At 58.5% G+C, this 12,819-nt stretch carries 9 protein-coding genes and 1 pseudogene; 9 read left to right on the top strand and 1 reads right to left on the bottom strand.

Annotated features, from left to right (window positions below; all coding sequences use genetic code 11):
* Positions 1 to 4 precede the first annotated feature (4 nt).
* The gene (locus AC0L8N_RS06500) at positions 5 to 1,645 is read left to right on the top strand and encodes a M28 family metallopeptidase (protein ID WP_473666760.1); all 1,641 of its coding nucleotides are present in this window, start codon (positions 5 to 7) and stop codon (positions 1,643 to 1,645) included.
* A 46-nt stretch (positions 1,646 to 1,691) separates the two neighbouring features.
* Here AC0L8N_RS06500 and ggt read toward each other — a convergent pair whose 3' ends face one another.
* Complete coding sequence (ggt, locus tag AC0L8N_RS06495; protein ID WP_473666758.1) at positions 1,692 to 3,404, bottom strand: gamma-glutamyltransferase; 1,713 nt, start codon at positions 3,402 to 3,404, stop codon at positions 1,692 to 1,694.
* 276 nt (positions 3,405 to 3,680) lie between these two features.
* Between ggt and AC0L8N_RS06490 the strand changes: the two are divergent.
* The 8 genes and pseudogenes from AC0L8N_RS06490 (at position 3,681) to AC0L8N_RS06455 (ending at position 12,816) form a co-directional block, all read left to right on the top strand.
* A pseudogene (locus tag AC0L8N_RS06490) lies at positions 3,681 to 5,158 on the top strand (Na+/H+ antiporter NhaC family protein).
* A 45-nt stretch (positions 5,159 to 5,203) separates the two neighbouring features.
* Positions 5,204 to 5,752, top strand: a complete 549-nt coding sequence (locus AC0L8N_RS06485) for a RidA family protein (RefSeq protein WP_473666757.1) — start codon at positions 5,204 to 5,206, stop codon at positions 5,750 to 5,752.
* A 36-nt stretch (positions 5,753 to 5,788) separates the two neighbouring features.
* Positions 5,789 to 6,880 carry a PQQ-dependent sugar dehydrogenase gene (locus tag AC0L8N_RS06480; protein WP_473666756.1) on the top strand — a complete coding sequence of 364 codons (1,092 nt, stop codon included), beginning with the start codon at positions 5,789 to 5,791 and terminating at the stop codon, positions 6,878 to 6,880.
* Positions 6,881 to 6,890: 10 nt separating this feature from the next.
* Positions 6,891 to 7,550, top strand: coding sequence for an SDR family oxidoreductase (locus tag AC0L8N_RS06475; RefSeq protein WP_473666755.1), 660 nt, complete (start codon positions 6,891 to 6,893; stop codon positions 7,548 to 7,550).
* Between the two features lie 111 nt (positions 7,551 to 7,661).
* A complete protein-coding gene (locus tag AC0L8N_RS06470; RefSeq protein ID WP_473670065.1) occupies positions 7,662 to 8,969 on the top strand; it encodes a M28 family peptidase in 1,308 nt (435 codons plus the stop codon).
* Positions 8,970 to 9,051: 82 nt separating this feature from the next.
* Positions 9,052 to 10,512 (top strand): Na+/H+ antiporter NhaC, encoded by a 1,461-nt coding sequence (gene nhaC / locus AC0L8N_RS06465; protein ID WP_473666754.1) that lies wholly within the window; start codon positions 9,052 to 9,054, stop codon positions 10,510 to 10,512.
* Complete coding sequence (locus AC0L8N_RS06460; protein ID WP_473670249.1) at positions 10,451 to 11,146, top strand: hypothetical protein; 696 nt, start codon at positions 10,451 to 10,453, stop codon at positions 11,144 to 11,146. Before nhaC ends, AC0L8N_RS06460 begins: the two co-directional genes overlap by 62 nt.
* Positions 11,143 to 12,816, top strand: a complete 1,674-nt coding sequence (locus AC0L8N_RS06455; protein ID WP_473666752.1) for a multicopper oxidase domain-containing protein — start codon at positions 11,143 to 11,145, stop codon at positions 12,814 to 12,816. The genes AC0L8N_RS06460 and AC0L8N_RS06455 overlap by 4 nt, the downstream gene beginning before the upstream one ends.
* Positions 12,817 to 12,819: the final 3 nt, after the last annotated feature.

Here is a 12,819-nt window from a genome sequence, read left to right as displayed (position 1 = left end):
TACCGTGCGCAATTGTCTGATCGCCATCGTACTGGCGACCTGTGCCGCTGCCTGTTCTGACAGCGACAACACCGAACGTAACGAAGCAGCCATTGACGCGGTTCTTGGCAAGAATGTCCGCACACACATGGAAGTGCTGGCGGCAGACGCGATGCAAGGCCGGGAGGCAGGCACCGCGGGCTACGAGGTCGCCGCTGACTACGTTGCCGGTCAACTTCGTGACTACGGACTCGAGCCGCTTGGCGACGACGGCAGCTACTTTCAGGGTATCGAATTTTCCGAAACCCGGTTGATACCGGAATCGGCAACACTGTCTCTGAGCAAGGATGGCGAATCGCTGGCGCTGGAGTTTCCCGCCGACTTTATTCGCAGTGGCGGCTACGGCAAAGCGCGCGAACAAATTGAGGCGCCACTGGTATTCGTCGGGCACGGCATCGTCGCTCCTGAGTACGACCATGACGACTACCTCGGTGTGGATGTCGAGGGCAAGATCCTGGTCATGTTGTCCGGTGCGCCACCTGGATTCGACACCGACCAACGGGCTTTTTATTCGTCGAGCTTAGGCAAGGCTGAACGCGCCGTCGAGCTAGGGGCCGTCGGTATAGTCAGTATACGTACGCCGGTTGATCAGGCGCGCCGACCGTGGGCGCGGTTCTTGCCGGGTATCGGCTCCCCGGGCATGCGCTGGTTGGACGACCACGGTCGACCTTTCCGCGGAAACCCGGAGCTCGCGGGCACTGCAACCCTGTCTGAAACGGGCGCCGACAAATTGTTCGCGCTTGCTGGTTATGACCTTGCCGCGATTTTTGACAAGCACGCGAAAGGTGAGACTGGCAGCTTTGATCTGGGTGTGAGTGCCGCTCTGGCGCGGGTCTCAACACAGCGCATTGTGCCGTCAGCCAATGTGGTCGCGGTGTTACGTGGCAGTGACCCTGTGCTGACGAACGAGTATGTCGTTTATTCGGCGCATCTCGATCACATCGGCATTCGGCCGTCGGAGACCGGCGACGAGATTCACAACGGTGCTTACGACAATGCTGCCGGGATTGGAACGGTGCTGGAAATTGCCGCAGCGATGGCGGCAATGCCCGAGGCACCGAGGCGTTCGGTGATCTTTGCTTTGGTAACGGCTGAGGAAAAGGGCCTGCAGGGGTCCAGCTACTTTGCGAAAAATCCGCCAGTTCCGGTCGAACAGCTGGTGGCGAATATTAACATCGATATGCCGTACCTTGGTTTTCCGGTAGCCGACATTCATGCGTTCGGTGCCGAGCACTCCACCTTGTACGCGGCCGTCAGCGCGGCAACGGAGGCGATGGATATAGAGCTTACGCCTGATCCGCTGCCAGCCGAGGTTCGCTTCGTGCGTTCAGATCAGTTCTCGTTCGTGCAGGAAGGTGTTCCGGCGCTGGCGTTTAAAGCCGGCAGTCAGTCGTCGGATCCCGCCATAGACGGCGCGACAGCGCTGGATGACTTTCTCAAGAATCACTACCACCGGGCGAGTGATGATCTGAACCTGCCGTGGAGCGAAGTCGGCGCCGAGCGGTTCGCACGAACGGCGTTGTTGCTGGGATTGATCGTGGCCGATCAGGACGAGCGGCCGGTGTGGAACAAGGGCGACTTTTTCGGCGATATGTTCGCGCGCTAAATACAGCGGGAGCGGCTACCGGTCGGTAACCGCTCCCTGTCGACACTCAATACGCGGCTGCGCCACCGTCTTCGGCGCGACTGTCAGCACCGCCGTACAGGATCCCGGTTTCCGGATCACGGTAGACACCCATCGCACTGCCGATACCCCGCACTTCACGTATCTTGTGGCCAAACGCTTCGTATAACTTGCGAGTGTCAGGCGAGATGCCGCTGCGTTCGAAGACCGTCAGGTCAGGTAACCATTGGTGATGTATGCGTGGCGCTTCGATGGCTTCAGCGATGTTCATGCCGTGATCGATCACGTTGAGCACGGTTTGCATTGAGGTATTGATGATCGTCTTGCCGCCAGGGCTGCCGGTGGCGAACAGCGGCACGCCATCTTTCGCGACAATCGTCGGTGTCATGCTGGAGAGCATGCGCTTTTCCGGTCGTATACGGTTGGCGGCTGTGCCGATGCGGCCGCGCTCGTCGGTGATGCCGGGCTGAGCGTTGAAGTCGCCCATTTCGTTGTTCAGCAAAAAGCCGGCACCTTCCACAACGATGTGTGAACCATAGCCCCATTCGAGCGTGTAAGTCAGCGACACCATGTTGCCGTCCTTATCCACTACCGAAAAGTGCGTGGTCTCATTTGATTCGTACACTTGCGCGAACTGTGCCGGGTCGCTGGCTGATGCCGAGGTCAGACTGATACTGCCGCGCAAATCCGCCGCGTGCTCTTTGGAGGTAAGTCGCTCCAGCGGCATGTCTTCGTTGAAGTCCGGGTCACCCAGGTAGTTAGCGCGATCGGCGTAAGCGCGACGCATGGCTTCAGTCAGCACGTGCAGGTATTGCGCGGAGTTGTGTCCCATGCCGGCCAGGTCGAAGCCTTCCAGTATATTCAGCATTTCGACCATGGTGACGCCACCCGAGCTCGGCGGCGGCATGCTGACGACTTCATAGCCGCGATAGCTGCCGATGATCGGTGCACGTTCCACCGCTTCATACTTTGCAAGGTCTTCCAGTGTGATCAGCCCACCGTTTGCCGACATGTGATCGGCAATGAGGCTGGCGGTGCGGCCTTTGTAAAAACCATCTGCACCTTCGCGTTCAATGCGTTTCAGGGTCTTCGCCAGGTCCGGTTGTTTCCAGATATCGCCCGGCTGGTAGAAGGAGCCGTCACGCTTCAGGAATACTTTGGCCGAGCTCGGGTAACGATCCCAGCGCGACTTGCGGCCCTTGAAAGAGTCGTGCAATTGCCAGCTGATAGGGATGCCCTCGCGGGCGAGTTTGACGGCCGGTGCCACCAGGTTCCGCCACGGCATTGAGCCCAGGCGTTGATGGGCCAGCTCCAGTCCGGCGACGGTGCCGGGTACGCCAACGGCCAGGATGCTGTCGTGATTGATGTTGTCCTGGATCTCGCCGTTCTCGTCGAGGTACATGTCTTCGCTGGCGGCGAGCGGTGCTTTCTCGCGGAAGTCGAACGTTGTCGTTGTGCCGTCGGCGCCGTGATAAACCAGAAACCCGCCACCACCGATGTTGCCGGCGGTAGGCCAGGTGACGGCCATGGCGAAGGCTGTGGCAATGGCGGCATCAACCGCATTGCCACCGTCGCGCAACACCTGCACGCCTACTTCCGAGGCGTGTGCGGACGAGCTGGCTACAATGCCGTTCATGCCGCGCACAGGAGCTCTTCCTGCCGCATCGACGATGCTCGCATGAGCGATTAAAACGACACCGGCCGCTGTGGCCAGTAAATTGCGAAGATCCGAAAACTGCATTGTGTCCCCCAGTTCGGTCACTACCAGAACAGGTAGTCAGGATTAGCCCGATAATCGCCGCATTCTACACAGTACGAATCGGCGTCACATTAGCCAAAAGGTTTGCGGGGAAACTTGTTATTCAGGCCGCGCACGAACGGTTGGAGTGACTAAGTCATGACTGTCGATATTGCTAACTCGCTAGCTGCGGGCCCGCACATTGCTCGCACAGCGAGTGACAGCTGCGCCGAGCTCGTCGAAACCCTGTGATCCCGGGCCGCATAGTATAGTCAGGCCATGAATGAACCCGGCATGGCCTCGCTGCTACCCGTTATCGTTACCTTGCTGATTGCGCTGACCTTGCGCAATGTCCTGGTTGGCTTGTTTGCCGGAGTCACTTGTGGCGCCTTGATGACCAGTGATGCGACCTTGCTGGGCTTCGTGCCGTCACTGGTCAAAGACCGGCTGGTTTCGGAAGTGGCGGACAGCTACAACGCGAGTGTGCTGGTGCTGCTGGCGTTCATTGGTGGCTTCGTCAAACTCATCGAGCGTTCCGGTGGCGGCGCCGCGTTCGCGCGCAGTGCCGCGCGCTGGGTCGTTAACCGAACCCGCACCCAACTTGCCGCGTGGTTCGGTGGCGTTGTGATTTTCTTCTCCGACCTTGGCACGCCACTGATCATTGGTCCCGTTTTTCAGCCGCTGGCTGACCGCTTGAATGTCTCGCGCCAGAAACTGGCATTCATACTCGATTCCACCTCCTCGCCAGTAGCGATCCTGGTGCCGTTCATCGGTTGGGTGTCTTCATTATGAGTGTGATTGCCGATGCCTTTGCGGCCAATGGCATCGCCGAGTCCGAGTGGTCTGCATTTGTCGCTGCGATTCCCTATCAGGTTTATGCGTGGCTGGCGATCACGCTCGCGCCGGTACTTGCTGTGCTCGATTTCGACTTCGGCCCCATGCGTAGCGCGCAGAGTTCGACCGGGCCCGCAGGACTTGTTAGCCAGGCCGCAGACGACCCGCGCGCCAAACCGGTGCTGGTCTGGTTGCCGCTGCTGGTGCTGGGTGCGGTGTTGTTTGCTGTTCTGCTGCAGCTGGGTTTTCCGCAGCAGCAGGTCGCCGGCAGTGATTTCCGTGCAGCGCTGTCCGCGGCCTACTTTTTCGCCGCGTTCGTGCTGTTTGCGTTATTGCTGATCAGCCGCGTGCAGACGGCTGCAACTGCGTTCGCCAACTACATTACGGGTATGAGCGGAATGATGTCCATCGCTGCGACACTGGTGCTTGCATGGGCTTTGGGCGACATCAGCACTGATCTCGGTACCGGCAGCTACGTCGCGGCGCTTGCACGCGAAGGCGTGACCAGCGGTTACCTAGCGGCAGTCGTGTTTGTCCTTGCCGCCGTCATTTCATTCGCAACCGGATCGTCCTGGGGAACAATCGTCATCATGATGCCTTTGGCAATTCCGTCTGCGGTGGCGGTTGATGCAGCGTTGCCGGTCGTTATCGGTGCGGTCTTGTCGGGCGGCTTGTTTGGCGATCACTCTTCGCCAGTTTCGGAAACAACCATATTGTCGTCGACTGGCGCCGGCACGACACCGTTGGAACACTTTCGGACACAAATGCCTTACGCCGTTGTGAATGGTGGCATTTCAATAGTGGCGTTCGTAATCGCGGGCCATCTTGCCGTAAGCTGGATTGCCGCGGCGGCCGTTGCAGTACAAATATCGCTAATGCTCGCGCTGCGGCGCGTTCTGGCAATGCCAAAGACCGTTCGATAGAGTAAGTGCGTACCAAAACAATCAGAAGCCGAGGGCAGTGCCACCATGAACAGACGAACATTCTTCGAATTGTTGGGCACGGCATCCGTTGCTCTCGGCTTGTCGACCAGCGGCGCCCAGGCGAAATCGCGTAAGGTCGATGACAAATTACGGGAGCTGGGTATTGAGCTTGAAAATCCAGCGCCGTCTCTGGCGGTTTACGTGCCCTACAGAATCAGCGGCAGGCAGGTCTTCATTGCCGGCCAGATTCCTCCGGCCAATGCGGCAACGCCAACCTTCGGCAAGCTGGGCACCGACCTTACCGTTGACGAAGGCTATGCGGCGGCACGTCTCGTTGGCCTTCGGATTCTTGCGCAACTGAGAGCTGCTTGTGGCGGTGATCTCGACCGGGTTGTGCAATGTGTCCAGCTACGCGGTTTCGTCAATTGCGCTCACGATTTTACCGAGCAATCTACCGTCATGAATGGTGCGTCCGAATTGTTTCGCGACGTCTTCGGCGAAGACGGTCTGGCAGCACGCGCGGCGCTGGGCACGAATTCTTTGCCGCTAAACGCGGCCGTAGAGATTGAATCCGTTTTTGAAATACGGCCCTGATCGTAGTCGCGTTAAACAAGTAACCCGAGAATATTCATGAAGCGTCTTTTCGCACTAGTTGTACTTGTTCCTTTGTTGGCCTGCGCTGAAACGGAACTGCCGTTCGAGGTCACTGCCGTGAAGACGCTCGCGCGTCCCTGGGCGATGGTCTTTACGCCCGACGGGCAATTGTTGATTACTGAACAGGGTGGTCGTTTGTGGCTACTGTCGCCGGACGATGGCACGGCCGTCGCCGTCGATGGCGTGCCGGAGGTTGATTTCGGTGGTCAGGGCGGGCTGGGTGACATCGCCTTGCACCCCGATTTTGCAAACAATCACGTTGTGTATCTCAGCTATGCAGAGTCCGGTAGCGGCAACACCCGCGGCGCTGCTGTAGCGCGGGCAGAGCTGGACCTGACGGCCAAACCGGCGCTGACCAACGTTCAGGTCATCTGGCGCCAGGTGCCCAAAGTCAGTGGCCGCGGACACTACGGTCACCGCTTGCTGTTTTCGGCCGACGGCCATTTGTTTGTGTCGTCAGGCGACCGGCAGAAGTTCACGCCGGCGCAGGACATGGCCGCCAATCTTGGCAAAATTCTGCGGCTCAACGACGATGGCAGTGTGCCGACGGATAACCCGTACGCGGCAAAAGGCGGCGTTACCGCGCAGATATGGTCACTGGGTCACCGCAACCCGCTGGGTCTGGCATTTGACGCCAAAGGCCGCTTATGGAATCACGAAATGGGACCCAGAGGCGGTGATGAGCTAAACCTCGTCATTCGCGGGCAAAACTACGGTTACCCAGTAGTTTCGAACGGTGACCACTACAGCGGCGAAGAAATTCCGGACCACGACACGCATCCTGAATTTGCCAAACCTGCGGCCTGGTGGACGCCCGTCATCTCGCCGTCCGGCTTCATGATTTATGGTGGTGAGCTGTTTCCGGAGTGGCGCGGCGACGGCTTTATCAGCGGACTGTCATCCCGGTCTCTGGTGCGGATCGCATTTAGTGGTGATTCTGCGAGCGAGGCGGAGCGTTTCGATATGAACGTACGCATGCGTGCCGTCGTGGAAGGTCCTGATGGTGCTATCTGGATGCTGGAAGACGGTGGTCGCGGCCGATTGCTGAAGCTCACTCCGGCGAACTAGGGAACTCAGATTGAACAAAGTACTGATAACCGGCGCAAATCGAGGCATCGGACTTGAGCTTGCGCGGCAATACCAGGCACGTGGCGCACAAGTCTTTGCAGTGTGCCGGGCGGGCAACGCCGACATCGACAATCTTGGCGTGACCGTCATCGACGGCATAGACGTCAGCAACGCTGAGGACATTGCAACACTCGCCGCAAGCGTCGCTGACATGTCATTCGAAATCCTCTTGCACAACGCCGGCATTTTGCGTAGCGACACCTTCGAAACGCTCGATTTCGATGACCTGCTGGAACAATACAACGTCAATACCCTCGGGCCGCTGCGCGTCGTGCATGGCCTGCTAAACAATTTGGCCGCGGGCGCCAAGGTGGGCATCGTGTCCAGTCGGGTAGGGTCCATTGCCGACAATGAATCCGGCAACAACTACGGTTATCGCGCCTCCAAGGCAGCGGTGAACATGATTGGGACTAATCTTAGTCACGACCTCAAACCGAAAGGCATTGCCGTTGCCTTGTTGCACCCGGGACTGGTAGCCACAGACATGACCGGTGGCAGAGGAATTCCTGCTGCTGACGCGGCGGCAGGACTGATCGCGCGCATGGATGAGCTTACACTGGCGTCCACTGGCGGCTTCTGGCATGCCAATGGCGAGCGTCTGCCGTGGTAGGCTGCTGCGCTACCTGCGACGTCTGAGTTCACGAGGGGGGGGGCAATGAGCAAGCAGACCGAGAGCACCCGTAATTTGGCCGGACTGACGCTGCTGGCGTTATTTGCGCCAATGCTGTCTGCCGCGGCGGATGACTTGCGTCCGGAAATTGCGGCCAGCGTTTCGGCGGCACGAATCGAAGCGGATATTCGTCAACTGGTCAGCTTCGGCACGCGGCACACGCTGTCGGATACCACGTCTGACACGCGCGGCATCGGTGCAGCGCGGCGTTGGGTGGAACGCGAATTCCAGCACATCTCGGCCGAGTGTGGTGGCTGTCTGCAGGTCATCACCGTTGGCGATACGATCTCCGGCGAACCGCGCATTCCTGATCCGGTGGAAGTGGTCAGCGTCATCGCTATTCAACGCGGTAAGCTCGATCCCGATCGAATGGTGCTGATGGCCGGCGATATTGATTCGCGCATCAGTGATCCAATGAACTTCACAGATGACTCACCCGGCGCTAACGACAATGCGAGCGGCCTTGCCGGTGTTCTCGAAGCGGCACGGGTCCTGTCAAAGCACCAATTCGCCGGCAGTATTGTTTATGCCGCATTGTCCGGCGAAGAGCAGGGTTTGTTCGGTGGCCGGATACTGGCCGCGCATGCGTTGCGCAATGGCTGGCGCATCAAAGCGGTACTGAATAACGACATGATCGGCAATATCGAAGGCATCGATGGCGTCATCGACAATGCGACGGCGCGCGTGTTCTCCGAAGGTACTCGTTACACAGAAACCGCGGAAGAAGCAGCTGAGCGTCGCTCGCGCGGCGGTGAGGTCGATTCAGCGTCACGCAACCTCGCGCGTTACATCGATCGCATGGCTGACGACTACATTGAAAATCTCGATGTCATGATGATCTACCGACTGGACCGGTTTGCGCGCGGCGGCCATCACCGGCCCTTCAATGAAGCGGGTATGCCGGGTGTGCGTATCATGGAGACGCACGAACACTACCACCGCCAGCACCAGGATCTGCGCAGCGAAGACGGTATTAATTACGGCGACGTTATTGAGGGTGTCAATTTCGATTACGCACGCAAGCTTACGGCGTTAAATGCGGTATCCCTTGCCGGTCTTGCGGCAGCTCCGCCGTTCCCGAGTGACGTGACGATCGCTGGCGCAGTGCAGCCGCATACAACGCTGAGCTGGGCATTGCCGACCGGCGTGATCGCGCAGAATCTGGCTGGTTACAAGGTGTATTGGCGGCTTACCACGGATGCGCAGTGGACCCATAGTCGCTATGTCGGCCTGGTGGACAGCTACACGCTGGAGAGTACGGTTATTGATAACTACTTCTTTGGTGTCGCCAGTGTGGCCAAAGACGGTTCCGAGTCACCGGTTGTTTTTCCGGGCAGCTCAGGCTCGTTTGGCGATTGACGGCTTCAGTTCGTGCGCTGACAGTGCCACGCTGCTGCAACCAATGAGAACTGATCGACTATAGGAAAAGGTCCGAGAACTTATGAGCGAACTCAAAAAGCCGTCTATGGTCGACGCGCTGATTCCCGTCATATCACTGATCCTGATGCTGGCGCTGTCTGTCTATCTGTTCGGTTCTGATTCATCGGGCGGACCTAATCAGATTGTATTGACCCTGGGCGCCGCGATTGCCGCAATCATCGCCATTCGCAATGGCCACACCTGGCCGGAAATACTCAAAGCCATCGTCGCGGGAATCAGTACTGCGATGGGCGCGATCCTGATCCTCTTGTCCGTCGGCGCATTGATCGGTACCTGGTTGATGGCCGGTACCGTGCCATCACTGATTTACTACGGGCTGGAATTATTGAGCCCGCAGTGGTTTTACGCGGCGAGCCTGCTGATTTGCGCCATTGCAGCGCTGGCAACCGGCAGTTCCTGGACGGTGGCCGGAACACTCGGTGTCGCCCTGGTCGGCGTGGCACTGGGGCTTGGTTTGTCGCCAGCGATTACGGCAGGTGCGATCGTGTCGGGCGCGTATTTCGGTGACAAGATGTCGCCGCTATCGGATACCACCAACCTCGCGCCAGCGGTCGTGGAAACGGATCTGTTCACGCACATACGGCACATGGCCTGGACGACCGGGCCGTCCATTATTCTGGCGCTGATCACTTTTTCGGTGATCGGGCTTATGGCTGACGTACCGGCAGAGAATTTTGCGTTGCAGGATCTGATGACGACGCTGGACGGTGCGTTCAACGTCACACCAATCGCTCTGATTCCTTTGCTGGTTGTCTTTTTCATGGCCTACAAAAAAGTGCCGCCATTGCCAACGATCCTGTTCGGTGCGTTGCTGGGTGGTTTCGTCGCTATCGTATTGCAGCCACAGGTGGTACTGGATTTCGCAGATTCACCCAATCTGCCGGTCGGCCTCGCATTGACCAAAGGCGTTTGGCTGGCACTGTCGGATGGCTATGTGTCCACCACAGGTGTCAGTGACGTTGACGACCTGTTATCACGCGGCGGGATGAGCAGCATGCTCGTCACAATCTGGTTGATTCTGACGGCTTTGTCTTACGGCGCAGTACTCGAAAAGGCCGGCATGCTGGCGCGCCTGATCGAGTCGGCATTGCGCGCCGCTAAGACGACCGGTTCGTTGATCATGACCGTGGTATTGAGCTGTATCGGAATCAACATCATTGCTGCGGATCAGTACATCGCCATCGTGCTGCCCGGGAAAATGTTCAAAGCCGAGTTCCAGAAGCGCAATCTGGACCCAGTGAATCTGTCTCGCGTCGTTGAAGACTCGGGCACGTTGACCTCACCACTGGTGCCTTGGAATACCTGCGGTGCTTACATGGCAGCAACTTTGGGCGTTGCAACGCTGGCTTACCTGCCGTTTGCTTTCTTCAATCTTATTAACCCGCTGGTCTCTATTATCTATGGCTACACGGGCTTCACGATCACCCGCCTTAACGGCGAGCCAGACACCGCCAGCGCCTGAGTGTTTCATCGCTAGCGAACGCGGGCGCCGCCTGCGACAGTCGCTCGCTACAGCGACGGCTGCGCTATGGCTGGCATTAATTGGCAGTGCCTTTGCCGGCGGCGGGGTCGTGCTCAGCAATGACACCTGCATAATCAATATCGGTTTTTACGACGCGCATTTCACGGCCTATCAACCAAATGCCAAAGGTGACACCGAGTTTTGCGAGGACCTGCCGGTCACTGGCAAGACTGTCTTCGTGCTGGACTACCTGCACCGCAGTCTGAAGGACGTGCCGGTTGATTTTCGCATTATCCGCAACGTGACCGGTGTAGGGGAGTTTGCTCGCGAGAAAGATGTAAACGCGATTGCTGACCTAGATGCAGCGACTGTCTTCTATGCTCCGCCGGCGATCAAGTCCAACGGTACTTTGCTGGTTGAGCACGTGTTTGCGGAGCGAGGCGAATATATCGGCATCGTTACGGCAGGTCATCCCAGTAACGCGAACACCTACACCGCAGTGTTTCCTTTTAAGGTTGGTGCGAGCGGCGTGCCTTGGGGGTGGCTCGGGCTCGTTGTTGCGTTGTTACTGGCGGGCGGGTTTCTTTATCGGATGAAACATATCGGCGGCGCGAATCGGAGTGTTGCGGAATGAGTGGCTTGCGCAAGCACGGCCCTTGGCTGTTGATCGTTGCCGTCGCGTTGATTGCCTGGCCGCCGCAGTGGTATCCGGAGGGTGTACGCTTGACGCTCACTTCGTGGTTTGGCGCGGACGGTTACCGGGCTTTGCCAGCGACCAAAGCCGCTGCGCAGCTGACGCCTGAGGTCTATTGTCCGCCGGATCCGTCCGGCTGGCGCGACGCGCAGCTTATCGACGGTGTTGAAATTGCCGAATCCAAACCCTGTGTTGCGGACAATCCGTACACGGTTGCAGCGTTCGTCAAAGGTACGAACAATGTGAGCGAAGCAACGTTGCTGGCGAGCGGCCTGACTGCAGACGCGGTCGAGAAAGGTCGTGATCTTGATGGTGACGGCGATCCCGATGAGATTCACATACGCCTCGAGGTTGCCGAGCTGAACGGCGCGTCGCCTATCGATAAGAGCAAGGTAACCCGCTACGCGTTAGCGCCCGGAATCGAGCCGGGGATGTGGGTGTTTGCGCCCAAGTTTGTCGGCATGGCGGTCGAGAACTTTGAATCACAACAGGCCCGGTTCTCTCTGCGCCTGCCGTCGCCGGCCATTCGGGTTGAGCAGGGCGATGTAGTAACCGTTACGCTGGAGAACAGTCACTACATGCCGCATACCTTGCATCTGCACGGTGCCGATCACGGGTTCGTCACAGCGAGCGGGCAGGGCAACGACGGTGTGCCTACAACGAGTGAAATGCCGGTGATGCCTGGCAACGCGAGGAGTTACGAACTCACGCCGCGGGTGGCAGGAACCATGTACTACCACTGCCATGTGCAGCCGCACGTGCACGTAATGATGGGGCTGCAAGGCTTGTTCGTTGTGGAAGAGAACCGGCCGAACAACTGGTTACAGACCATGAACATCGGAGCGGGGCTGGTGCGTGCACCGTCGCAAGCAACCCGGGAGAAGTTCTCGCAGGAATACGACCTGCACTACATGGACCTCGATCAACAGTTGAGCGAGCGTATTCAGCACGACAACGACCCGCGCCTGGTTACCCAGTCGATGCACCGCGACTACGACATTACGGACGCCACGACAGACTACTTCACGTTGAATGGGCGTTCATTTCCGTACACCTTCCGTGAGTCGCTGATCATTGCGGATACGGATGAAACGGTGCGCCTGCGGGTCGTCAATGGTGGCGCCAAGGGCATTGCGCTGCATACCCACGGCCACAAGTTCACGGTGACCCACCGCGATGGCGTGCCTTTGCCGGAACAAAGCCTGGCGCCACAGGACGTGGTTTGGCTGGCAACCGCGCAGCGTGTGGATCTGGCGCTGAGTTTCGTTAACGACGGGTTGCATGCCTATGGCCGCGGTATCTGGCCGTTTCATGATCATCAGAACAACGGCGTGACCAACGACGGTATCGGGCCGGGCGGCAACATCAGCGCGATAGTTTACGAAGATTATCTTCGTGCCGATGGCTGGCCGAAAACCCAAGGTGTGTCGTGGGACAACTATTTCACGGCGGAATACTACCGCCGTGAAGTGCCGGTATGGAGCAGCTACGCTCCCGGTTTGCTGGGTGAAGCAGGTAGCGACTGGCGACTGTTCATGCGCTTGCTGGTGCTTGCTCTCTGCAGTGGTGCATTGCTGGCCGTTGCCTTTGGCGCTTTGCGCCGCCGGTGAACA

This window comes from Woeseia sp. D3-10 (assembly GCF_055809415.1).
Note: the sequence above shows the minus strand (reverse complement) of the source record. Positions and strands in the feature narration are given on the sequence as shown.

What these genes read in the sequence shown, in the direction of transcription:
- nhaC (WP_473666754.1), top strand. Translation starts at nt 9,052, where the DNA reads ATGAGCGAACTCAAAAAGCCGTCTATGGTCGACGCGCTGATTCCCGTC.
- AC0L8N_RS06460 (WP_473670249.1), top strand. Translation starts at nt 10,451, where the DNA reads ATGGCTACACGGGCTTCACGATCACCCGCCTTAACGGCGAGCCAGACA.
- AC0L8N_RS06470 (WP_473670065.1), top strand. Translation starts at nt 7,662, where the DNA reads ATGCTGTCTGCCGCGGCGGATGACTTGCGTCCGGAAATTGCGGCCAGC.
- AC0L8N_RS06455 (WP_473666752.1), top strand. Translation starts at nt 11,143, where the DNA reads ATGAGTGGCTTGCGCAAGCACGGCCCTTGGCTGTTGATCGTTGCCGTC.
- AC0L8N_RS06480 (WP_473666756.1), top strand. Translation starts at nt 5,789, where the DNA reads ATGAAGCGTCTTTTCGCACTAGTTGTACTTGTTCCTTTGTTGGCCTGC.
- AC0L8N_RS06485 (WP_473666757.1), top strand. Translation starts at nt 5,204, where the DNA reads ATGAACAGACGAACATTCTTCGAATTGTTGGGCACGGCATCCGTTGCT.
- ggt (WP_473666758.1), bottom strand. Translation starts at nt 3,404, where the DNA reads ATGCAGTTTTCGGATCTTCGCAATTTACTGGCCACAGCGGCCGGTGTC.